25 protein-coding genes are annotated in these 20764 nt (G+C 51.5%); 16 read left to right on the top strand and 9 right to left on the bottom strand.

The genetic code is table 11. The features are described 5' to 3' along the window. The first annotated feature begins 18 nt into the window (after positions 1-18). The 5 genes from abgT to uspE all read left to right on the top strand — a co-directional run bounded on the left by abgT (position 19) and on the right by uspE (position 4396). Complete coding sequence (gene abgT, locus LA04_RS14585; RefSeq protein WP_047652173.1) at positions 19-1545, top strand: p-aminobenzoyl-glutamate transporter; 1527 nt, start codon at positions 19-21, stop codon at positions 1543-1545. 10 nt (positions 1546-1555) lie between these two features. After that, complete coding sequence (gene ogt, locus LA04_RS14580) at positions 1556-2071, top strand: methylated-DNA--[protein]-cysteine S-methyltransferase (protein ID WP_039262722.1); 516 nt, start codon at positions 1556-1558, stop codon at positions 2069-2071. A 183-nt stretch (positions 2072-2254) separates the two neighbouring features. Continuing rightward, positions 2255-3007 carry a fumarate/nitrate reduction transcriptional regulator Fnr gene (gene fnr / locus LA04_RS14575; protein ID WP_006174991.1) on the top strand — a complete coding sequence of 251 codons (753 nt, stop codon included), beginning with the start codon at positions 2255-2257 and terminating at the stop codon, positions 3005-3007. A gap of 146 nt (positions 3008-3153) precedes the next feature. Beyond that, complete coding sequence (locus LA04_RS14570; RefSeq protein ID WP_014883604.1) at positions 3154-3336, top strand: hypothetical protein; 183 nt, start codon at positions 3154-3156, stop codon at positions 3334-3336. Positions 3337-3445: 109 nt separating this feature from the next. Then, on the top strand, positions 3446-4396 hold the full coding sequence (gene uspE, locus LA04_RS14565; RefSeq protein ID WP_047348757.1) for a universal stress protein UspE: 951 nt from the start codon (positions 3446-3448) through the stop codon (positions 4394-4396). Positions 4397-4459: 63 nt separating this feature from the next. On the opposite strand, the gene pntB is transcribed toward uspE, so the two are convergent. Further along, complete coding sequence (gene pntB, locus LA04_RS14560) at positions 4460-5848, bottom strand: Re/Si-specific NAD(P)(+) transhydrogenase subunit beta (RefSeq protein ID WP_047652172.1); 1389 nt, start codon at positions 5846-5848, stop codon at positions 4460-4462. 10 nt (positions 5849-5858) lie between these two features. Then, positions 5859-7388 (bottom strand): Re/Si-specific NAD(P)(+) transhydrogenase subunit alpha, encoded by a 1530-nt coding sequence (pntA, locus tag LA04_RS14555; protein WP_047652171.1) that lies wholly within the window; start codon positions 7386-7388, stop codon positions 5859-5861. Positions 7389-7923: 535 nt separating this feature from the next. On the opposite strand from pntA, the gene ydgH reads away from it, so the two are divergent. From ydgH to folM, 3 genes are all read left to right on the top strand, one after another. Then, positions 7924-8868: a DUF1471 family protein YdgH gene (gene ydgH / locus LA04_RS14550; protein ID WP_047652170.1), complete on the top strand. Its 945-nt coding sequence runs from the start codon at positions 7924-7926 to the stop codon at positions 8866-8868. 185 nt (positions 8869-9053) lie between these two features. Next, positions 9054-10436, top strand: coding sequence for an amino acid permease (locus tag LA04_RS14545; RefSeq protein ID WP_047652169.1), 1383 nt, complete (start codon positions 9054-9056; stop codon positions 10434-10436). A gap of 39 nt (positions 10437-10475) precedes the next feature. Beyond that, positions 10476-11198, top strand: coding sequence for a dihydromonapterin reductase (gene folM, locus LA04_RS14540; protein ID WP_047652168.1), 723 nt, complete (start codon positions 10476-10478; stop codon positions 11196-11198). On the opposite strand, the gene LA04_RS14535 is transcribed toward folM, so the two are convergent. Beyond that, positions 11195-11530: a GlpM family protein gene (locus tag LA04_RS14535; protein ID WP_047652167.1), complete on the bottom strand. Its 336-nt coding sequence runs from the start codon at positions 11528-11530 to the stop codon at positions 11195-11197. The genes folM and LA04_RS14535 overlap by 4 nt on opposite strands. A gap of 127 nt (positions 11531-11657) precedes the next feature. Between LA04_RS14535 and rstA the strand changes: the two genes are divergently transcribed. The 4 genes from rstA (at position 11658) to LA04_RS14515 (ending at position 14563) form a co-directional block, all read left to right on the top strand. After that, positions 11658-12374 carry a two-component system response regulator RstA gene (rstA, locus tag LA04_RS14530; protein WP_047652195.1) on the top strand — a complete coding sequence of 239 codons (717 nt, stop codon included), beginning with the start codon at positions 11658-11660 and terminating at the stop codon, positions 12372-12374. A 253-nt stretch (positions 12375-12627) separates the two neighbouring features. Continuing rightward, complete coding sequence (locus tag LA04_RS14525) at positions 12628-12888, top strand: hypothetical protein (protein ID WP_047652166.1); 261 nt, start codon at positions 12628-12630, stop codon at positions 12886-12888. Between the two features lie 452 nt (positions 12889-13340). Then, positions 13341-13796 carry a hypothetical protein gene (locus LA04_RS14520; protein ID WP_052119554.1) on the top strand — a complete coding sequence of 152 codons (456 nt, stop codon included), beginning with the start codon at positions 13341-13343 and terminating at the stop codon, positions 13794-13796. Positions 13797-13888: 92 nt separating this feature from the next. Then, positions 13889-14563 (top strand): SOS response-associated peptidase, encoded by a 675-nt coding sequence (locus LA04_RS14515; protein ID WP_047652165.1) that lies wholly within the window; start codon positions 13889-13891, stop codon positions 14561-14563. Positions 14564-14614: 51 nt separating this feature from the next. Here LA04_RS14515 and cspF read toward each other — a convergent pair whose 3' ends face one another. Further along, entirely contained in the window at positions 14615-14827 is a 213-nt protein-coding gene (gene cspF / locus LA04_RS23695; protein ID WP_072015539.1) for a cold shock-like protein CspF, read from the bottom strand. A 287-nt stretch (positions 14828-15114) separates the two neighbouring features. On the opposite strand from cspF, the gene LA04_RS14510 reads away from it, so the two are divergent. After that, positions 15115-15333 carry a cold shock domain-containing protein gene (locus tag LA04_RS14510; protein WP_042719078.1) on the top strand — a complete coding sequence of 73 codons (219 nt, stop codon included), beginning with the start codon at positions 15115-15117 and terminating at the stop codon, positions 15331-15333. Between the two features lie 241 nt (positions 15334-15574). On the opposite strand, the gene LA04_RS25035 is transcribed toward LA04_RS14510, so the two are convergent. Then, positions 15575-15739, bottom strand: coding sequence for a YnfU family zinc-binding protein (locus LA04_RS25035; protein ID WP_213729873.1), 165 nt, complete (start codon positions 15737-15739; stop codon positions 15575-15577). Positions 15740-15887: 148 nt separating this feature from the next. Here LA04_RS25035 and LA04_RS14505 point away from each other — a divergent pair, with 148 nt between their 5' ends. After that, on the top strand, positions 15888-16115 hold the full coding sequence (locus LA04_RS14505; protein WP_047652164.1) for a phage protein: 228 nt from the start codon (positions 15888-15890) through the stop codon (positions 16113-16115). A gap of 172 nt (positions 16116-16287) precedes the next feature. After that, the gene (locus LA04_RS24470) at positions 16288-16626 is read left to right on the top strand and encodes a hypothetical protein (protein ID WP_126327659.1); all 339 of its coding nucleotides are present in this window, start codon (positions 16288-16290) and stop codon (positions 16624-16626) included. Positions 16627-17012: 386 nt separating this feature from the next. On the opposite strand, the gene LA04_RS14500 is transcribed toward LA04_RS24470, so the two are convergent. From LA04_RS14500 to LA04_RS14490, 3 genes are all read right to left on the bottom strand, one after another. After that, on the bottom strand, positions 17013-18281 hold the full coding sequence (locus LA04_RS14500; protein WP_047652163.1) for a Y-family DNA polymerase: 1269 nt from the start codon (positions 18279-18281) through the stop codon (positions 17013-17015). Between the two features lie 2 nt (positions 18282-18283). Next, positions 18284-18703: a translesion error-prone DNA polymerase V autoproteolytic subunit gene (locus tag LA04_RS14495; protein WP_047652162.1), complete on the bottom strand. Its 420-nt coding sequence runs from the start codon at positions 18701-18703 to the stop codon at positions 18284-18286. A 172-nt stretch (positions 18704-18875) separates the two neighbouring features. Beyond that, entirely contained in the window at positions 18876-19433 is a 558-nt protein-coding gene (locus LA04_RS14490) for a recombinase family protein (RefSeq protein ID WP_047652193.1), read from the bottom strand. A gap of 127 nt (positions 19434-19560) precedes the next feature. Here LA04_RS14490 and LA04_RS24825 point away from each other — a divergent pair, with 127 nt between their 5' ends. Beyond that, positions 19561-20220 (top strand): tail fiber domain-containing protein, encoded by a 660-nt coding sequence (locus LA04_RS24825; RefSeq protein WP_081957708.1) that lies wholly within the window; start codon positions 19561-19563, stop codon positions 20218-20220. Here LA04_RS24825 and LA04_RS14480 read toward each other — a convergent pair. Further along, a complete protein-coding gene (locus LA04_RS14480) occupies positions 20217-20762 on the bottom strand; it encodes a tail fiber domain-containing protein (protein WP_235211338.1) in 546 nt (181 codons plus the stop codon). The two genes, LA04_RS24825 and LA04_RS14480, sit on opposite strands and share 4 nt — an antisense overlap. Positions 20763-20764: the final 2 nt, after the last annotated feature.

Genomic DNA, 20764 nt, shown 5'->3' with positions numbered 1-20764 from the left:
CACTCCCGAGGAACGCCCATGAGTATGTCATCCATACCTTCGCATTCCCCATCCGGTAAGCTCTATGGCTGGGTTGAAAGGATCGGCAATAAAGTGCCGCACCCTTTCCTGCTGTTTATCTATCTGATTGTGATTTTAATGGTCGCCACCGCCGTGCTCTCCGCCTTTGACGTGAGCGTGCGCAGCCCGGCTGACGGTAGCCTGGTGGCGGTGAAAAATCTGCTCAGCGTTGACGGGCTGCACTGGTTTTTACCCAACGTGATTAAGAACTTCAGCGGTTTCGCCCCGCTGGGGGCCATTCTGGCGCTGGTGCTGGGAGCAGGGCTGGCCGAACGCGTGGGCCTGCTGCCCGCATTGATGGTGAAAATGGCCTCTCACGTCAGCGCGCGTTACGCCAGCTATATGGTGCTATTTATCGCCTTCTTCAGCCATATCTCCTCCGACGCCGCGCTGGTGATCATGCCGCCGATGGGCGCGCTGATTTTCCTCGCCGTCGGGCGTCACCCCGTGGCGGGCCTGCTGTCGGCGATTGCGGGCGTGGGCTGTGGCTTTACCGCCAACCTGCTGATCGTCACCACCGACGTGCTGCTCTCTGGCATCAGCACGGAGGCGGCGAAGACCATTGATGCGGCAATGCACGTCAGCGTGATCGACAACTGGTACTTTATGGCCAGCTCGGTGATTGTCCTGACGATTGTTGGCGGGCTGATTACCGATAAAATCATCGAGCCGCGCCTGGGTAAATGGGAAGGCCGTAGCAATGAAAAGCTGGAGACGCTGAGCAAAGAGCAGCGCTTCGGCCTGCGCGTGGCCGGCGTCGTTTCGCTGGCCTTTATCGCGCTGGTGGCGCTGATGGTGGTGCCGGAAAACGGGATTTTACGCGATCCGGTTAAACATACCGTTCTGCCGTCGCCGTTTATTCAGGGCATTGTGCCGCTGATTATCCTCTTTTTCTTTGTCGTTTCGCTCGCCTACGGTATCGCGACCGGCAAAATCCGCCGCCAGGGCGATCTGCCGCAGCTGATGATCGAGCCGATGAAGGAGATGGCGGGTTTTATCGTGATGGTGTTCCCGCTGGCGCAGTTTGTGGCGATGTTTAACTGGAGCAACATGGGCAAGTTTATGGCCGTGGGCCTGACCGACGCGCTGGAGGCTGCCGGGCTAAGCGGTGTACCGGCGTTTGTCGGCCTGGCGCTGCTGTCATCCCTGCTGTGCATGTTTATCGCCAGCGGCTCCGCCATCTGGTCGATTCTGGCCCCGATCTTCGTGCCGATGTTTATGATGCTGGGGTTCCACCCGGCGTTTGCCCAGATCCTGTTCCGCATCGCGGACTCCTCGGTAATTCCGCTGGCGCCGGTTTCGCCGTTTGTTCCGCTGTTTTTAGGCTTCCTGCAGCGCTATAAACCGGAGGCCAAACTGGGTACCTACTATTCGCTGGTTTTACCCTACCCGCTTATCTTTTTAGGGGTATGGCTGGTGATGCTGGTGGCATGGTATCTTGTCGGCCTGCCGATTGGGCCGGGGATCTACCCGAGGCTGAACTAAAGGAATGAGGATGCTGAGATTACTCGAAGATAAGATTGCGACGCCGCTCGGGCCGCTGTGGGTGATCGCGGACGAGCAGTTCTGCCTGCGCGCCGTCGAATGGGAAGAGCACAGCGACCGGATGGAAGAACTGCTCAATGTTCACTACCGATCGCAGGGGTATGAACGTATCCGTGCCACCAACCCGGGCGGACTGAGCGACAAGCTTGCGGCCTACTTCGAAGGCGATCTCAGCATCATCGACACTCTGCCGACCGCCACGGCAGGCACGCCTTTTCAGCGCGAAGTGTGGCAGGCGCTGCGGTCCATTCCCTGCGGGCAGGTGATGCATTACGGCCAGCTCGCGGAGCAGCTAGGCCGCGCAGGCGCCGCACGCGCGGTGGGTGCCGCTAACGGCTCTAACCCGGTCAGCATCGTGGTGCCCTGCCATCGCGTCATTGGCCGCAACGGTACCATGACAGGCTATGCCGGCGGCGTGCAGCGAAAAGAGTGGTTGCTGCGTCACGAAGGGTATCTCCTGCTCTAGCGCCCAGGCTTTTTGTGCTTAATTTTCTACCGGTTAGGCTAAAAATCCATAATCAAGCTGTGGAATTTCAAGAAGATGGCGACACGTTGCCGTCTCTTGTCCTTATTGAGGGTTTGTCAGGCTTACGTACTTACCAAAAAGATGTTAAAATTGACCAATATCAATTAAGGCTTGAGCAAACCTATGATCCCGGAAAAGCGAATTATACGACGCATTCAGTCTGGCGGTTGTGCTATCCATTGCCAGGATTGCAGCATCAGCCAGCTCTGTATCCCGTTTACCCTGAATGAGCATGAACTCGATCAGCTTGATAATATCATCGAGCGCAAAAAGCCTATTCAGAAAGGGCAGACGCTGTTTAAAGCGGGAGACGAACTGAAATCGCTCTATGCTATCCGTTCTGGCACCATCAAAAGCTACACCATCACCGAACAGGGTGATGAGCAGATCACCGGCTTCCATCTGGCGGGCGACCTGGTGGGCTTTGATGCCATCGGCACGGGGCATCACCCGAGCTTTGCTCAGGCACTCGAAACCTCGATGGTTTGCGAAATCCCGTTTGAAACCCTGGACGATCTGTCCGGCAAGATGCCTAACCTGCGTCAGCAGATGATGCGTCTGATGAGCGGTGAGATCAAAGGCGATCAGGACATGATTCTGCTGCTTTCTAAAAAGAACGCAGAAGAGCGCCTGGCCGCGTTTATCTACAACCTCTCCCGCCGCTTCGCCGAGCGTGGCTTCTCGCCGCGTGAATTCCGTCTGACGATGACGCGTGGCGATATCGGTAACTACCTGGGCCTGACCGTGGAAACCATCAGCCGTCTGCTGGGCCGTTTCCAGAAAAGCGGGATGCTGGCCGTTAAAGGTAAATACATCACTATCGAAAACGGTGAAGCGCTTGCCGTTCTTGCCGGGCATGCCCGCAACGTGGCGTAACTCTCCGCATGTTGATGACCAGACTGATAAATTCTTGTGATTTATTGGTCTGGTATAATCACTTCCGTTTCAAGAAATTTTCACCGTAGCCCGTCCCCACACAGCGCCCGAAAGGTTCTCGTTGAGGTTATGATTTGAGAGAAAGTTTGTTTTTCGTTTCAGTCGTGATTGCCTCTGTGACCTTTATCTTCATCTGGATCATGCTTGTCGGCCCGATGAAGGGGGAGGAAAAAACCTACGTCCAGGACTCCACGACCTTTGCGATAGCGGTGATGGTGCTGCTGTTTATTGCGTTTATCGCGGTGACGACGACGGTACTTTTCCTCTGATAAATTTTCATGAATTATTGATCTGGCAAAACCTCCCCTCTGTTTCATTCAGGATATATAGGTTACTCTTTTAATTACAGACTGTGGTGACAGTAGTAAGGAGACCTGTATGGCCAAGTATCAAAACATGCTGGTAGCTATCGATCCGAATCAGGACGATCAGCCGGCATTACGACGTGCTGTGTATTTACATCAACGGATTGGTGGCAAAATCAAAGCGTTTTTGCCGATCTATGACTTCTCGTATGAGATGACCACCCTTCTGTCGCCTGACGAGCGCACCGCTATGCGTCAGGGCGTCATCAGCCAGCGTACCGCGTGGATCCGTGAACAGGCGAAGTATTACCTGGAAGCGGGTGTGCCCATTGATATTAAAGTGGTCTGGCATAACCGACCTTTCGAAGCCATCATCCAGGAGATTGTCGCCGGTGGGCACGACCTGCTGCTGAAGATGGCGCACCAGCACGACAAGCTGGAATCCGTGATCTTCACCCCGACCGACTGGCACCTGCTGCGTAAATGCCCTTGCCCGGTCTGGATGGTGAAAGATCAGCCGTGGCCTGAAGGCGGGAAAGCCGTTGTGGCGGTAAACCTCGCGAGCGAAGAGGATTACCACAACTCCCTGAACGAGAAGCTGGTGAAGGAGACCATCCAGCTTGCCGACCAGGTGAATCATACCGAAGTGCATCTGGTTGGCGCCTATCCGGTCACCCCGATTAACATTGCCATTGAGCTGCCTGAATTTGACCCGAGCGTGTACAACGACGCGATCCGCGGTCAGCATCTGCTGGCCATGAAAGCGCTGCGCCAGAAATTCAGTATCGATGAGAAAATGACCCACGTGGAAAAAGGGCTGCCTGAAGAGGTTATCCCGGATCTGGCGGAACACCTGCAGGCGGGGATTGTGGTGCTGGGCACCATCGGCCGGACCGGTATTTCTGCCGCCTTCCTCGGCAACACCGCCGAACAGGTGATCGATCATCTGCGCTGCGACCTGCTGGTCATTAAGCCGGATGATTACCAGACGCCGGTTGAGCTGGACGATCCGGAAGACGATTAATGCCAGCGCCACCCGGCAATAAAAAAACCGCCGAATTCGGCGGTTTTTTCGTTTCAACGCAACTTACAGCGCTTTCAGAATCGCATCCACGCTGGCTTTGGCGTCCCCAAACAGCATGTGGGTGTTCTCTTTGAAGAACAGCGGGTTCTGAACCCCGGCATAGCCGGTATTCATGGAGCGTTTGAAGACGATTACGTTCTGCGCCTTCCACACTTCCAGAACAGGCATACCGGCGATTGGGCTACCCGGATCGTCCTGTGCAGCAGGGTTAACGGTATCGTTAGCACCAATGACCAGCACGGTGTCGGTATCAGAGAAATCATCGTTGATCTCATCCATCTCCAGCACGATGTCGTAAGGCACTTTCGCCTCCGCCAGCAGCACGTTCATGTGGCCAGGCAGACGCCCTGCCACCGGGTGAATACCAAAGCGAACCTTGATGCCCCGCGCGCGCAGCTTCTCGGTGATTTCCGCAACCGGATACTGCGCCTGTGCCACCGCCATGCCGTAGCCCGGAGTGATGATCACGGAATGCGAGTTTTTCAGCATGTCTGCGGTATCTTCCGCAGAAATTTCACGGTGCTCACCCACTTCTTCATCCGCACTGGAAGAAGACCCGTCGGTCCCGAAACCACCGGCGATAACGCTGATGAACGAGCGGTTCATCGCCTTACACATGATGTAAGACAGGATCGCACCGGAAGAACCCACCAGCGCACCGGTGACGATCAGCAGGTCGTTGCTCAGCATAAAGCCTGCCGCCGCTGCCGCCCAACCGGAGTAGGAGTTCAGCATCGAGACAACCACCGGCATATCCGCACCGCCGATGGACGCCACCAGGTGCCAGCCGAACGCCAGCGCGATGATGGTCATTACCAGCAACGCCAGCACCTGCAGACCCACGCTTTCGGTACGCACGAAGACCACCAGCAGTACAAACGACACCACCAGCGCCGCGAGGTTCAGCTTATGACGGTTTGGCAGCATCAGCGGCTTAGAGGAGATCTTCCCGCGCAGCTTGCCGAACGCCACAATAGAGCCGGTGAAGGTCACCGCACCGATGAAGATACCGAGGAACACTTCCGTCAGGTGGATGTTCACCAGAATCGGCTCCAGGCCCGGTTCGTGGTACAGGTAGCTATTGAAGCCCACCAGCACCGCCGCCAGACCCACGAAGCTGTGCAGAATAGCAACCAGCTCCGGCATCTCTGTCATTTCAACGCGTTTTGCCAGGCGAATACCAATCGCGCCGCCGATGATCATCGCCACCAGGATCCACGCCACGTTGCCGGTATCCGGCCCGAAGATGGTGGCAATCAGCGCAATCGCCATCCCGGCGATACCAAAGTTATTTCCCTGCTGAGACGTTTCGTGTTTGGAAAGCCCCGCCAGACTGAAAATAAACAGGATTGCAGCAACAATGTATGCGGCTGTCACTAATCCTCCAGACATATGCTACCCCTTAGCCTTTACGAAACATTTTCAGCATGCGCTGAGTCACGGTGAAACCACCGAAAATATTGATACTGGCGATCAGCACCGCTATGAAGCTCAGGAAGCTGATCCAGCCGCCGTGACCAATCTGCAGTAACGCCCCCACCACGATGATCCCCGAGATGGCGTTGGTTACCGACATCAGCGGCGTATGCAGCGCATGGGAGACGTTCCACACCACGTAGTAGCCCACCACGCAGGAGAGCGCGAAGACGGTAAAGTGGCCGAGGAACTCTTTTGGCGCAACGTCAGCCAGCCAGCCGAACAGAATAATCACCAGCGCCATGATCGCGTATTTGCGCCACGGAGAAGCCGGTTTGGCGGGTTCTTTTGGCTCAGGTGCCGCTTTTGTTGCCGCCTGAGGCTGAGCAGAAACCTGAATAGGCGGCGCAGGCCAGGTAATTTCACCTTCACGAACCACGGTGACGCCACGCACAACAACATCGTCGAAATCAACGGTGACGTTGCCGTCCTTCTCTTTGCAAAGCAGCTTCAGCAGGTTGACGAGGTTGGTGCCGTAGAGCTGAGAAGACTGCGTTGGCAGACGGCCCGGCAGATCGGTATAGCCGATCACCTTCACGCCGTTAGCGGTCGTGGTTATCTGATTCGGTACGGTATATTCACAGTTACCGCCGTTTTGGGCGGCCAGGTCGACAATCACGCTGCCCGGCTTCATGGAGTCAACCATCTCACGGGTAATCAGCTTCGGCGCCGGTTTACCCGGGATAAGCGCGGTGGTGACAATAATGTCGACATCTTTCGCCTGGGCGGCGAAGAGTTCCATTTCGGCTTTGATAAAGGCTTCGGACATCACCTTCGCGTAACCATCGCCGCTGCCTGCTTCTTCCTTGAAGTCCAGCTCAAGGAATTCGGCGCCCATACTCTGGACCTGTTCCTTTACTTCAGGACGGGTGTCAAAGGCGCGTACGATAGCGCCGAGACTGTTTGCCGCACCGATTGCGGCAAGGCCCGCCACGCCCGCGCCAATCACCATTACTTTCGCCGGAGGGACTTTACCCGCGGCGGTGATTTGACCGGTAAAGAAGCGACCAAATTCGTGGGCCGCTTCAACAATGGCGCGGTAGCCGGCAATGTTTGCCATGGAGCTTAAGGCATCCAGCGACTGCGCGCGCGAAATGCGCGGCACGGAGTCCATCGCCATCACGGTCACACCACGGGCCGCCAGCTTCTCCATCAGCTCCGGGTTTTGCGCAGGCCAGATGAAGCTCACCAGGGTCGTTCCCGGATTCAGCAGCGCAATCTCACTCTCTTCCGGTGCGTTGACCTTCAGAATCACCGGCGACTGCCAGACGTCAGCACCGTCGACCACGTCCGCACCGGCCTGGATAAAGGCCTCGTCATCGAAACTCGCCAGTTTGCCCGCGCCGCTTTCAACCGCGACCGTAAAACCCAGTTTAAGCAGTTGCTCCACCGTTTTCGGTGTTGCCGCTACGCGGGTTTCATTGGCTAACCGTTCTTTTGGTACCCCAATACGCATAGTTTTCCCTTCCATCGGTTTTTGATGATGGTTTATCGATAAATGCCCGCGGTTTGTATCAATTTTCGCCATCGCGCGAGCGACGAGAGATGATTAACCCCGGAAAATAAAACAGTAACAAACTGTCTATAACCTACTGAAAATAGCGCCCGCGATCTACCGCCAGAAAACACTATTTCTTACTTTATCTGTGAAAAATAAGCGATCGGCGTCACTGACAGTGATATTTACCTTAAATTCATTGCCAGAACCGATAAAACGCGCAAGCGAAGCGGTAAAAACATGATATAGCGCCATAACAGAACAACTTGTTAACATTAAATTAACTTGTAAAAGTCATATGCTTTATCAGTTTTACTTGTCAAACGCGTGTTTTTTCAACATATCACTAAATGTTATCGAATTCGGTGATTCAGTAAGCACAGGCAGTGAAAAATGGCGCAGACAGCGACGGGTTTTAAATGCAATAATCGGGACCGTCTCAAATTAACAACAATACCAGTACATGGTTTGCGCAAGGCGAAGGATCATTTTTATGAAGCTTAAGAACACACTCCTGGCGTCCGCACTTCTCTCCGCGACCGCCCTGTCTGCGAATGCCGCAACAGAGTTAATGCCGGAGCAAGCGGCAGCGTTAAAACCTTTTGACCATACGGTCATTGTGGGTCGTTATAATTCTATTGGCGACGCCGTCGCCGCTGCATCAAAAGCCGCTGATAAAAACGGGGCGGCCTCGTTTTATGTCGTTGACCAGTCCGATTACGGCAACAGCGGTAACCTGCGCGTGACCATCGCGCTGTTCAAAGACGATGCGCCAAAAGCTGACGCACCAAAAAACCGCGTGATCAACGGTGTTGTTGAACTGCCGAAAGATCAGGCGATTGAGCTGGAACCTTACGACACCGTCACCGTACAGGGCTTCTATCGCAGCCAGCCTGAAGTGAACGATGCCATCACCAAAGCCGCAAAAGAGAAAGGGGCCTACTCTTTCTACATCGTGCGTCAGGTCGATGCTAACCAGGGTGGCAACCAGCGTATTACCGCGTTCATCTATAAAAAAGATGCGAAAAAACGTGTTCTGCAGAGCCCGGATGCCATCCCGGCAAATTCAGAAGCAGGCCGCGCGGCAATCGCTAAAGGCGGCGAAGCAGCGAAGAAAGTTGAAATTCCTGGCGTAGCAACGACCGCTGCCCCAAGCGCTGAAGTGGGCCGTTTCTTCGAAACGCAGTCCACGAAGGGTGGCCGTTATTCCGTTACGCTGCCGGACGGTACCAAAATTGAAGAGCTGAACAACGCCACTGCAGCGCAGATGGTGCCGTTCGACAGCATCAAGTTTACCGGCAACTACGGCAACATGACGGAAGTCTCTTACCAGGTCGCGAAGCGTGCGGCGAAGAAAGGGGCGAAGTACTACCACATCACCCGCCAGTGGCAGGAACGTGGTAACAACGTGACCATCAGCGCCGATCTGTACAAGTAACAACATCGTTGACGAAAGGCGGCGCAATGCCGCCTTTTTTTGTTACTTTTTTTGAATTTCTGCCTCACGTCATTGCATGCATTCGTTACACTCCGTAAAATCCCGCGCCTTAGTGTGATCCACCATTTTTATGCGCCTGAGCGAAATAATTATTCTGGATTTTGACCTTTCATAACAGGAAGCCAATGGAAAAGAAACTTGGCCTGAGTGCTCTGACTGCACTCGTTTTAAGCTCAATGCTGGGTGCAGGCGTATTCAGTTTGCCGCAAAATATGGCGGCCGTCGCCAGCCCTTCCGCGCTCATCATTGGCTGGAGCATTACGGGTGTCGGCATACTGCTGCTGGCCTTCGCCATGCTGCTGCTCACCCGCATTCGCCCGGATCTGGACGGCGGCATTTTCACCTATGCGCGTGAAGGTTTCGGCGAGCTGATTGGCTTCTGTTCCGCGTGGGGATACTGGCTGTGCGCCGTTATCGCCAACGTCTCTTACCTGGTGATCGTCTTCTCGGCACTCAGTTTCTTTACCGATACGCCTGAGCTGCGCCTCTTTGGCGACGGAAATACCTGGCAGTCTATTGTGGGCGCCTCGGTGTTGCTCTGGTTCGTCCACTGGCTGGTGTTGCGTGGCGTACAAACGGCCGCCAGCATCAACCTGGTGGCGACGCTGGCGAAACTGGTTCCGCTCGGCCTGTTTATCGTTCTGGCCTTTATTGCGTTCCGTATGGACGTTTTCAAGCTTGATTTTAGCGGCGTTGCGCTGGGCGTTCCCGTCTGGGAGCAGGTGAAAAACACGATGCTGATTACCCTGTGGGTATTCATCGGCGTTGAAGGCGCGGTCGTGGTTTCTGCCCGGGCCAGGAATAAACGCGATGTGGGCCGCGCCACGCTGCTGGCCGTACTGGCCGCGCTCGGGGTCTATCTGCTGGTGACGTTGCTGTCGCTGGGCGTGGTGGCGCGGCCTGAGCTGGCTGAAATGCGTAACCCGTCAATGGCAGGCCTGATGGTGAAAATGCTCGGCCCCTGGGGCGACGTGGTGATTGCCGCAGGGCTGATCGTCTCCGTCTGCGGCGCTTACCTGAGCTGGACCATCATGGCGGCTGAAGTGCCGTTCCTGGCCGCGACGCACAAGGCGTTTCCACGCCTGTTCGCCCGTCAAAACCAAAACAGCGCGCCGTCGGCATCGCTTTGGCTGACCAACATCAGCGTTCAGGTCTGTCTGGTGCTGATCTGGCTCACAGGTTCAGACTATAACACCCTGCTGACCATCGCCTCGGAGATGATTCTGGTACCCTATTTCTTAGTGGGTGCGTATCTGTTAAAAATTGCCACACGCCCGGCGCATTATGTCGTGGGTGTCGGAGCCTGTATTTACGGCCTGTGGTTGTTGTATGCTTCCGGGCCTATGCATCTGCTGCTGTCGGTGGTGCTGTACGCGCCGGGTCTGCTGGTGTTTATCTATGCCCGCCGCACGCATCAGCTGGAGAACGCGCTGAAACGTCGTGAAATGGCATTAATTGGACTGTTACTGGTTGCTGCCCTGCCGGCAACCTGGATGTTAATGGGATAGCATCGCCTTTCCCATTGTTGAACTGTAAAGGAGAATACGATGGGAAATGCACCGCTTCGCCCAATACTGATTACCGGTGGAGGCCGCCGTATCGGCCTCGCCCTCGCCCATCACTTTCTCAACCTTCGCCATCCGGTCATTGTCAGCTACCGTACGGAATACCCGTCGATTGAAGGATTACGCAAAGCCGGGGCGGTCTGCATTCAGGCTGATTTTTCGACCGATGAAGGCATTCTGGCTTTCGCGGAAAAGGTAAATGCCACCACGACGGGACTGCGCGCCGTGATCCATAACGCCAGCGCATGGCGAGCCGAAAAACCCGGTACGTCACTCAGCGAAACGCTCTCCGCCATGCTGCAGATCCACGTCAATGCCCCTTATCTGCTTAACCACGCGCTGCAGGATCTGCTGCGCGGCCATGGGCACGCGGCGGGCGATATTATTCACTTCACCGATTATGTGGTGGAGCGCGGCAGCGACAAGCACATCGCCTACGCGGCCAGTAAAGCCGCTCTGGATAATATGACGCGCTCGTTTGCCCGCAAGCTCGCGCCCGAGGTGAAGGTGAACGCCATCGCCCCGGCGATGATTTTGTTTAACGAAAACGATGATGCGGAGTATCGCCAGCAGGCCCTGAATAAGTCGCTCATGAAAATTGCCCCAGGCGAAAAAGAGGTGATTGACCTTGTGGATTACCTGCTCACCAGCTGCTATGTCACGGGCAGAACCTTTGCCGTGGACGGCGGCCGCCCGCTGCGCTAGTGAAAGCGGCTCCAGAAGAAAATTAACACCCAGGCGCTGAGTGCCCAGCAGACCACCGCCCCGCTCAGCGCCAGGGGGAGCCGCAGAAAACCGGTGAAATACCACAGCGAAAGCAGGTAGAGAAAATACGGAATGATAGACCACATACCAAACACGATGGTTGTGCGTAACGCTTCCGTGCCCCGCTCAGACGCCACGATATAGTGAGCGATCAGCGCAAAGGTCGGAAACAGCGGGATTAGCCCGGCAATGTAGTAGTTTTTCGTTTTTGCCAGAATGCCAATCAGTAATACCACCAGCGCGCCCAGCGCGGCTTTAATCACCAGCCCCATATTTTCCCTATAACAATCAAGTAACAATAAGAGCCAGAATAACGGAACCGGCGTTAATTTTGAAAGATTAATGGAAGGTTAAGGTTCCGCGGTGTATGTTGGCTTTTTTCACGAAAACAGACGCTGTATGAATAAGATTGTTTATGTTGAAGACGAACCCGAAGTCGGACAACTGATCGCGGCCTATCTGGGTAAACATGATATGGACGTCATTGTTGAGCCTCGCGGCGATCGCGCCGAAGAGGTGGTCGTCCGTGAAAACCCGGATCTGGTGCTGCTGGATATCATGCTGCCAGGCAAAGACGGCATGACGCTTTGCCGCGACCTGCGCGCCCGGTGGGAAGGCCCTATCGTCCTGCTCACCTCTCTGGACAGCGATATGAACCACATTTTGTCGCTGGAGATGGGTGCCAATGACTACATTCTGAAAACCACACCGCCTGCCGTCCTGCTTGCCCGCCTGCGCCTGCATTTGCGCCAGCACGCCAGCGTCGAACGCGAAGCGCCCGCGCCGTCACTGACGCCGCACAAAGCGATGCGCTTCGGTACGCTGTCTATCGACCCCATTAACCGCCAGGTGCTGCTCTCCGGCGAGCTTATCGCCCTCTCCACAGCAGACTTTGACCTGCTGTGGGAGCTGGCAACGCACGCCGGGCAAATCATGGACCGCGACGCGCTGCTGAAAAACCTGCGCGGCGTGAGCTATGACGGCATGGACCGCAGCGTTGACGTAGCGATTTCGCGTCTGCGCAAAAAGCTGCAGGATAACGCTACCGAGCCCTACCGCATTAAAACCGTGCGTAACAAGGGTTATCTGTTTGCCCCGCACGCCTGGGAAACCTGATTCCGTTATCTGGCTAGCATAACGTGCGCGAAATGAAGGTATTACGTAGCAATGCCCTCTCTTTCGCGCATTTATTTTTACGTTTGCGCAACAATTAACTTGCTAAGCACGCGAACTATCCCATAATTAAATCTTCATCCATCCTTTCTACAGCCAGCACTGCCCCGGCGACATGCAGACTCTTTTTTCACCGTGAAGCTCTCACGATAGCTCTCCCATAAAATCTTGAAATGAGGATTTAAGCCCATGAAATATGTATAGCTACAGTCAGGTAGAAGCCATCAAAACCAATCTGGAATGGATTGTTAATCAGGCAGCGCTTAGCCATTCCTCCCCCTCACGCGCCGATCAAAAAGCGCTCTTTGATCTCCTTGAGCTCATCCAGACTTACGAAATACTTCTGGATTTGATTAACGAATTCGGTACCGATGTGATTGATATGCACATTGCGGAAGGACTGGCCATAACGGAAACACTCATCGCCAAGGTAAAAAACAGCGCAATTGCCATGTAACACGCTTCACAGACATGAAAATATCGACGGGTTTTCACGTATATTCTGCACAAAGCGTTTTTTCGGTGAGACCCATTGAAAAAGCTGTTTGTGCAGTTTTAGTGCGCAGAAAATTCGCAATCCTTTGAAATGGCTGTATTTATTATACTATCAAAGCGTTAGCCCAAAACGTTTTACGGACATCTACGGACATACACGGTCTTTTTTGTGCCCCTATCGGTGTCCCTTCATTCAAAATGCCCCCAAATTTGCCCCCAAAATTCTGATTCGACTAGCTGATTTGCGAACACGTTTCAACGTTTTTAAACCTCCTGCTTTACTGCCCCCAACTCCCAACCGCATAATCACCGTGAATGAGTTGTATGACTTAATCGGCGCGCGCTATTTTTTTGATTACTGCGTGTTTGCATGGCATTACTTCACTCCCCTTATGACATTTGAGAAGGACTTCTATGAAACAATTATTCTCTCGCCTTCCGGAGGAATTCCTCCACACTCACCTCGGTAAATTCAGATTTGGATCCTTTAACGACATCCCAAAAGACGATGAACCGTTTGTCTACCCTAAGTTCAGCGACATTCGTTTCATTCTACCTCCTGTGTTTGCTCAAGAGGGTGGATGCATCATTTTTGCCGATGGGTTAAAAATTCTGGAAAGCATGGGGGATGAGGCATTTAACATCGACCCAATTCGCTGGCACAAAGTTAAAAGCTACATTGCCAACGGTATGGTCGAGTATCCGGAGATGACCTCGCCATTCCGAATTATGGATGGTCGGCACAGAACCCTCGCTCTTACTCAACTTTATCCTGGTATAAAAATTCCAATTATCGTCCCTCACAGCCTTCACAGTGAAGTTATTGAAACAGGAATTTTCAATAAAGCGATCGTTGAACCCATGCTTTAACTGCAGGTAGATAGGCAGGCAATACATTGGTCCCCATTTAGCGTGCTTATCTGTGCCTATACTTTCAGTCTGACATCCGACTGGAGGATTCTATGTGTGGACGTTTTGCCCAAGCCCAAACCCGTGAAGAATATCTGGCATACCTGGCCGATGAAGCAGATCGCAACATCGCCTATGACCCCGAACCGATCGGACGTTACAACGTGGCGCCAGGCACAAAAGTACTGCTGTTGAGCGAACGCGACGAGCAGTTGCATCCTGATCCGGTGCTCTGGGGCTACGCGCCCGGGTGGTGGGATAAGCCGCCATTGATTAACGCGCGCGTCGAAACTGCGGCCACCAGTAGAATGTTCAAACCTCTCTGGCAACATGGCCGGGCGATCTGCTTTGCCGATGGGTGGTTTGAATGGAAGAAAGAAGGCGACAAGAAACAGCCCTACTTCATTCACCGGGCAGACGGTCAGCCTATTTTCATGGCTGCAATCGGCAGCACGCCGTTCGAGCGCGGCGATGAATCTGAAGGTTTCCTGATAGTGACATCTGCAGCTGACAAAGGCCTGGTGGATATTCATGACCGTCGGCCACTGGTTTTGTCAGCAGTAGCAGCAAGGGAATGGATGCGTCAGGACGTTGGAGGGAAAGAAGCTCAAGAGATAGCGGCCGACGGCGCTGTACCAACCGACAAGTTTATCTGGCATGCGGTGGCCCGTGATGTTGGAAATGGAAAAAATCAGGGGAGAAAATTGATAGAACAAGCAGATATATAATCTGCAGTTCTTTTGATGCGCACTTTATATTTGGCTCAATATTATCTTACTTTAAGAAAGAAATATATTTGCAGCCATCGGACCACTAAGTCCATTTATACGATAAAATTCAACACGAACACCTGGATTTAACGTTTGGCTTTCACTATTACTTAACGCAGAAACATGCAAAAAAACATCTTTTCTGCCATCTGATGGGATAATCAATCCCTTTCCGCTCTTGAAGTCAAAACTTTTGACAATTCCTGTCATTTTACGAGACAAATATTTTCCTAATGGTAATCCAGATTTCACTATACAGGATCAGTTAATAATAGCTAACACTATTTTAACGGCCTTCTAGAAGGCTAAGATAAAATTTGCTTAATCATTCAACACGTGCCTTAATGGTTTGGCTGATTCGGTGCGATGATGAATCTAACTTTTCCAAAAGCCGTTCTCATAACTAGGTGTTATCTCTGATATCCCTCCTCTTGAGTCCATACATATACCAGCATACGTTTCTTATCATGAGCTTGCTTGTCAGTTTGAAATGTTCAAACGGAGTTTGTATGTCATCTAAAATCATAGGTCTTGTTAAGTGGTTTAACGAAGATAAGGGGTTTGGCTTTATCTCCCCACTCGATGGAAGTAAAGATGTTCTTGTTCACACTTCTTCCCTGCTGGGAGAAACATTTAATACTCTTTTTGAAGGACAAAAAGTCAAATTCGCTATCATAGCTGGAACTAAAGGTCCAATCGCTGCCAATGTAACACTTTGCGATAGATAATTTTTAGATGGTTTGCTTAAGCCAGCATGACTTTATCAGTGAAAGGTGATGTTCGGTTACTCACATCATTACAACAGGCCAGCATATTTACTTACCATCAAGTTTGCTGACCGATGTGATGAAATGCAGGACTGCTGCATGAACAGTCTCAAAGCAGAAGCTAACTGCTTATAAAATACTAAAGTGCGTAAGAGGTTAGGCAGCCTCCAAAAGCATCACTTCTTTTTTTTTAATAATTTTTTTAGAAGCGCTGGGAAGATTTGAACAAAGCACAGCAGTATGGGCACACCAACTGAGCCCCCTTTTGTACACGATTGTAACTATGTTCGGAATCTTTTGAGCAGTTTGGACAGGGACATTTTACTAAATAATTTCGGCGGAATTGAGTGTTTTTACGTGCAGACATAGACTTCTCCAGTTCAAATGGACCGTTACAGTACACGTTAAGAAAGTATAATGCTTGTTTTAATTTCGAAAGAGGCAAAAAAAATGAACAAACAGAACTCTTTCGACCACCTGCAGGGGCTAGAAACCCTCAAAATACATGGTGATATATGAAAAAAGTAATCATTTTTTTTAATGGTAAGCCAAGTAAAGTCATCACTGTGCTTAAAGGTGTGACATCAATACGCGAAGAATATCCTAATGGAGAAGTGATAAACCTTCAGATAATGTCAGCAGGTTTTCCCTCTTTAACAGGTGACCATGAAGTGGTCCATGTGGCATCAGATCGAGAGCTTACCTCTCAGGAAATATTAGATGCGGCGCAGAAGTATCTTTGACGCTAGGGATTCAACGCAGACATTCATGAAATCATTATTATAACTACGTTTAATTATTATAGCCTGCTTAACGCAGGCTTTTTTTACCCCCACACAAACATTTATAATTAAGACATGTACATCCAACACCATGGCAATATGACTTTATTGCTGAGGCAACCATAAGGCTTCCATGAAAATTCTGCATTACACAGTATTAATAGTTCTTGAAGCCCCATTCTCAGATAATAATATCAACCCTCTTATCTTGGGTCTCTTGCATGACCGAAACTATTCAAGTAAGTCAAACCGAGGTGTCAAACTTCCATCCCATGCATTCATTGGCTCAGAGGGTCAGGCAGTTTTAGAGTGGGAGTCTGAAAAAGATGGAGCAGAAAAACTAAAAAAAAGACTCTACCAGATGCTGCATGGAATTACACGTTTAGAAAAATCTCCCACAGCAATTTTTCTAATGATTTGCCCAGAAGATAAAACCTTAACCTTTGTCTCAAGACTTAAAGTAAAAAAATGAACATCGATATTTTAACCTTCACCATCTGAAAATTCCGTGACCGTGAAAACTGCGAAAGAAAATCATGAGGCACATCAGTAAATATTGTATCATTTGCTAAGCATTGCTGTTACATTCGGTTTAATGATGAATCCTCCTCAGCGGCAGGGCTAATTAACCTGATGATTTGTATATCCAGCGGCTCATCCTGAATTTCTGAAGCAGCGAGTCACGAGTGGTTAGTTCAATGACTCACCGGGAGGCACCCGGCATCATACCCATAAGCCCCTGTATAATTGCAGGGGCTTATTTACATTACAAAAGCATAGTAGTAGACATATTAATCTTAATACTCATAGCCGATAATTGCCGATAATTAGGTTCGAATGAATATACCGTTTAAAGGATCATCTAACTTTTATTAGGTCTGAATACCTCGTAGTATACCGTGGAGATAACATATCCCGTTTCATCTGCCACTGCTGCTGTATGCCCTGCCCGGCAAAATAAAGCGTTCCCTTTCCATCTTTCCCGTTCAGATAATCCAGAACTTCCATCAACCTCTCGCTACCAGCACGCGGCGCGTTCTCATCGAACAGGTTGAGCTGGGCCACGCCTTGGCTGAAAAAATCCCCAAGCATGATCCCTGCCTTCTGGTACCGGTGGCCATCCTTCCAAATTTTGTTCAGACACTTTACAGCGGTGTTGATGATGTCGCGAGAATCCTGAGTGGGGGTGAGAAGCTTCATGGACGCACTGTTACCGTAATACGGCTCGTTAAGCGTAAAGGGAGAGGTTTTCACGAACGTAGAGATAAAGCGGCAGTACTGATGTTCACCCCGCAGTTTTTCAGCACCACGGGCGGCATAGCTGCAAATAGCCTGGCGCATCTGTTCATACTCAGTAACGCGTTCGCCGAATGACCGGCTGCAGACGATTTCCTGCTTAGCTGGTGCAAACTCCTCCAGAGCCAGACATGGTTCGCCGCGCAGTTCCCGGACAGTTCGCTCCAGGACGACATTGAAGTGCTTTCGAATAATCCACGTACTCTGCTCTGAGAGGTCGAGAGCCGTTTTGATGCCCATGGCGTTCAGCTTCTTACTGATGCGCCTGCCGACGCCCCAGACGTCCTCCACCGGAACCAGAGCAAGCAGTCGGCGCTGGCGATCAAGATTGGATAGGTCCACTACCCCGCCCGTTTGCCGCTGCCATTTTTTGGCGGCATGGTTTGCGAGCTTAGCGAGGGTTTTGGTCTGCGCGATGCCGACCCCAACTGTCAGGTGCGTACGCTTTAGAACCGTAGCGCGGATCTCTTTCCCGAAGTCAGTCAGGTCCCGGCAGTTGCGAACGCCAGTCAGGTCGCAAAAAGCTTCATCGATACTGTAAATTTCGACGCGGGGGCTCATTTCCTCAAGCGTCGTCATTACCCGGTTCGACATGTCTGCGTACAGCTCGTAGTTGCTGCTGAAGCAAACAACCCCAGCGCGCCGAAATAAGTCCTTTTGCTTGAAGAAAGGCTCTCCCATTGTAATTCCAGCGGCCTTGGCCTCGGCGCTGCGTGCGATTACACAGCCATCGTTATTCGAGAGAACGACAACCGGTCGCCCTTTCAAATCGGGCCGAAACACCGTCTCGCATGATGCGTAGAACGAATTCACATCACAGAGCGCAAACATACTCAGCTCGCCGATTTGACGATGAAAGTAACAACGCCGAAAACGTCGAGCGTATCTTCGCTGCCTACAACAATCGGGCTATAGGCGCTATTCATTGGGATGAGTTGGACAGTTGGACGCAGCTGCAGGCGTTTAACAGTAAATTCCCCTTCCACCGCGGCGATGACAATGTCACCGTGCTCAGCTGTGCGCGAACTGTCCACCACCAGCAAATCACCGTCGCTGATCCCGGCCTCGATCATTGAATCGCCAGCGGCTTTAACGAAGTATGTGGAGCTCGGGTGAGCGACAAGTAACTCATTGAGATCGATACGCTGTTCAACGTAATCAGCTGCGGGACTTGGGAAACCACACTGAACTAAGTCACTGAAAAGCGGGAGAGCGATAATTTCTCGCAGTTCTGCAGGCCTGATAAATTCCATATTGCACACCTCAAACACTGTTTTTACATACAGTAGTTTCGTTTGGGTATCCATGCAAGACAGAGGACCTATCATGACTGTTTAAAGCTTCGCCGTTTCGTTTCTAAGTTTCTATGTCTCTTCGGATTATGAGTTTTGTAAATTTTATTGCCGCACTTCTATGTGAGCAGATTTAAACCTGTTTTGAAGCAGGGAATTTTTTATAAAGCGTGCAGACGGCAACGTCATAAATTATCGCTACATGCTTCCTATCCAGGCCGTTTGCAATCAATCGGCCCGCCTTGTCCCATTGTTCCTGGGTAAGCTTAGGACGCCTGCCGCCGATTCTCCCTTTCTCACGAGCTGCAGCCAGACCTGCCCGGGTGCGTTCCACAATCAACTCCCTCTCCATTTTCGCCAGGGCCGACATGATATGAAAGATAAAGCGCCCCATAGGGCTGGATGTATCGATACTGTCCGTGAGGCTCTTAAAGTGGATCCCGCGCTGCCGTAGTTCGTCCACCAGAAGCACCAGATTACGGATGCTGCGCCCAAGGAGATCCAGTTTCCAGACCACCAGCGTATCCCCCTCAGTCAATGTCCTAAGAAGCTTTTTGAGCGCTGGCCGGTTCGCCACTGTTCCGCTCATTTTTTCTTCGAAAATCTGTTCACATCCTGCGCGTTCGAGTGCTTGCCGCTGAAGATCCGTATTTTGGTCATTTGTTGACACCCTTACATAGCCAATTTGCATGTTTTTCACCCAGTTATTTCTGCAAAAAAATCAGGTGAAGTTATCGGCCAGGCTGCTCGAGAGCAATCTATAAAACGTCGGTTTAGGAAATAGCTCCACCAAGGACGTCGGCGCAGCGGCGGGAACGGTGGCTGCCGGAGATGATTCACGGCTGGGTACGGTGAACGGAAAATCAGGAGGCACGATTTCATCTGCTTTAAATGCCACTGGTTCAATAAATGTCATTACTCAGTCCAGCAGTTTCGGAGTGTTTGCGTTCAAGTATCCGGGCTCTCTGGATAGTATGTCCTACTCCTTCTGCGAAAATTATGGTGATCTGGTATTTGTCACAACCCAGGCAGCCAAACCCGGCACAGAAAAATATTTCGCAATGCGGGGAGATAGATTTATTACCCCTGGAAATATCACCTGCGCATCACTGACACAGACTTCAGATGCGGATAAAAAAGACGATGTCAAAGCCATCGAGAACGCACTCGACAAAGTAATGAGCTTAAGTGGAGTGACATTCAACTGGAAGGATAGCGGTCTTCCATCTGCTGGGGTTATTGCCCAGGAACTCATCAAAGTTCTGCCGGAGGCTGTCGGGTCAGTATTTGAAGATCATGATCAGTATGAGTCCGTTGAAGAAGTTAATGAGGCTGGTGAGGTGACATTCACCCAGCAACTGACAAGAAAAAGAGATGACAGTAAGCGCAGCTATACGGTGGAATATGCAGGTGTTATCGCCCTTTGCCTCCAGGCCATTAAAGAACTTAACGACAAAATCGAAGGCAGGTCGAGTTAAGATATTCCTAGTTGAAGCTCAAGGTTTTCAACTTTCACCATTAAAGCAAGGATCGCCTCATGGTGAAGAGCCGCGGCAACACCAAACGTATCAACAGATTTTACATCCTCAATCTCTGTTCCATTTCGTAAGGTTGTTTTCCCATAAGATTTTACAGCGTCAGGAAAAGCCTTCTCAACTTCTTGAGCTATGAAGCCATACCCATGCGCAGGAGTGTCGAGGCGGTCCCATTCAACGCCTCGAAGCTGCTGCATTTTCATAAGTGGATCAGCGATTACCGTTACATTTTCTTTGATACGCTCGTCAGATGCTGTTACCCAATTGCCTGTGGCAGCGCCATTGGAATGGAAAACCCAAGTGACCATCCCCTCCTGATTCGACCCTTTCAGGTTCAGTGTGACATTATCAAAATTAGCCCCGCCACCACGAGCTCCTCCGAAAGACCATTCTCCTGTATACCAGGTGCCTTTGATGAGGTTGACGTAATTACCTGTATTTGGGTTATAGCCACTGGCAACGACCAGGCTGATGCCGTTATTCATCA

Source organism: Enterobacter sp. UCD-UG_FMILLET (assembly GCF_000762975.1).
In the GTDB taxonomy this organism is placed as follows: Bacteria; Pseudomonadota; Gammaproteobacteria; order Enterobacterales; family Enterobacteriaceae; genus Enterobacter; species Enterobacter dykesii.
The sequence above is the reverse complement of the archived record's forward strand: the minus strand, read 5'-3'. Positions and strand labels throughout refer to the sequence as shown.

Excerpts from the sequence above, each read along its gene's own strand:
- abgT (WP_047652173.1), top strand. The coding sequence starts at position 19 with ATGAGTATGTCATCCATACCTTCGCATTCCCCATCCGGTAAGCTCTAT.
- ogt (WP_039262722.1), top strand. The coding sequence starts at position 1,556 with ATGCTGAGATTACTCGAAGATAAGATTGCGACGCCGCTCGGGCCGCTG.
- fnr (WP_006174991.1), top strand. The coding sequence starts at position 2,255 with ATGATCCCGGAAAAGCGAATTATACGACGCATTCAGTCTGGCGGTTGT.
- uspE (WP_047348757.1), top strand. The coding sequence starts at position 3,446 with ATGGCCAAGTATCAAAACATGCTGGTAGCTATCGATCCGAATCAGGAC.
- pntB (WP_047652172.1), bottom strand. The coding sequence starts at position 5,848 with ATGTCTGGAGGATTAGTGACAGCCGCATACATTGTTGCTGCAATCCTG.
- pntA (WP_047652171.1), bottom strand. The coding sequence starts at position 7,388 with ATGCGTATTGGGGTACCAAAAGAACGGTTAGCCAATGAAACCCGCGTA.
- ydgH (WP_047652170.1), top strand. The coding sequence starts at position 7,924 with ATGAAGCTTAAGAACACACTCCTGGCGTCCGCACTTCTCTCCGCGACC.
- LA04_RS14545 (WP_047652169.1), top strand. The coding sequence starts at position 9,054 with ATGGAAAAGAAACTTGGCCTGAGTGCTCTGACTGCACTCGTTTTAAGC.
- folM (WP_047652168.1), top strand. The coding sequence starts at position 10,476 with ATGGGAAATGCACCGCTTCGCCCAATACTGATTACCGGTGGAGGCCGC.
- LA04_RS14535 (WP_047652167.1), bottom strand. The coding sequence starts at position 11,530 with ATGGGGCTGGTGATTAAAGCCGCGCTGGGCGCGCTGGTGGTATTACTG.
- rstA (WP_047652195.1), top strand. The coding sequence starts at position 11,658 with ATGAATAAGATTGTTTATGTTGAAGACGAACCCGAAGTCGGACAACTG.
- LA04_RS14525 (WP_047652166.1), top strand. The coding sequence starts at position 12,628 with ATGTATAGCTACAGTCAGGTAGAAGCCATCAAAACCAATCTGGAATGG.
- LA04_RS14520 (WP_052119554.1), top strand. The coding sequence starts at position 13,341 with ATGAAACAATTATTCTCTCGCCTTCCGGAGGAATTCCTCCACACTCAC.
- LA04_RS14515 (WP_047652165.1), top strand. The coding sequence starts at position 13,889 with ATGTGTGGACGTTTTGCCCAAGCCCAAACCCGTGAAGAATATCTGGCA.
- LA04_RS14510 (WP_042719078.1), top strand. The coding sequence starts at position 15,115 with ATGTCATCTAAAATCATAGGTCTTGTTAAGTGGTTTAACGAAGATAAG.
- LA04_RS25035 (WP_213729873.1), bottom strand. The coding sequence starts at position 15,739 with ATGTCTGCACGTAAAAACACTCAATTCCGCCGAAATTATTTAGTAAAA.
- LA04_RS14505 (WP_047652164.1), top strand. The coding sequence starts at position 15,888 with ATGAAAAAAGTAATCATTTTTTTTAATGGTAAGCCAAGTAAAGTCATC.
- LA04_RS24470 (WP_126327659.1), top strand. The coding sequence starts at position 16,288 with ATGAAAATTCTGCATTACACAGTATTAATAGTTCTTGAAGCCCCATTC.
- LA04_RS14500 (WP_047652163.1), bottom strand. The coding sequence starts at position 18,281 with ATGTTTGCGCTCTGTGATGTGAATTCGTTCTACGCATCATGCGAGACG.
- LA04_RS14495 (WP_047652162.1), bottom strand. The coding sequence starts at position 18,703 with ATGGAATTTATCAGGCCTGCAGAACTGCGAGAAATTATCGCTCTCCCG.
- LA04_RS14490 (WP_047652193.1), bottom strand. The coding sequence starts at position 19,433 with ATGCAAATTGGCTATGTAAGGGTGTCAACAAATGACCAAAATACGGAT.
- LA04_RS14480 (WP_235211338.1), bottom strand. The coding sequence starts at position 20,762 with ATGAATAACGGCATCAGCCTGGTCGTTGCCAGTGGCTATAACCCAAAT.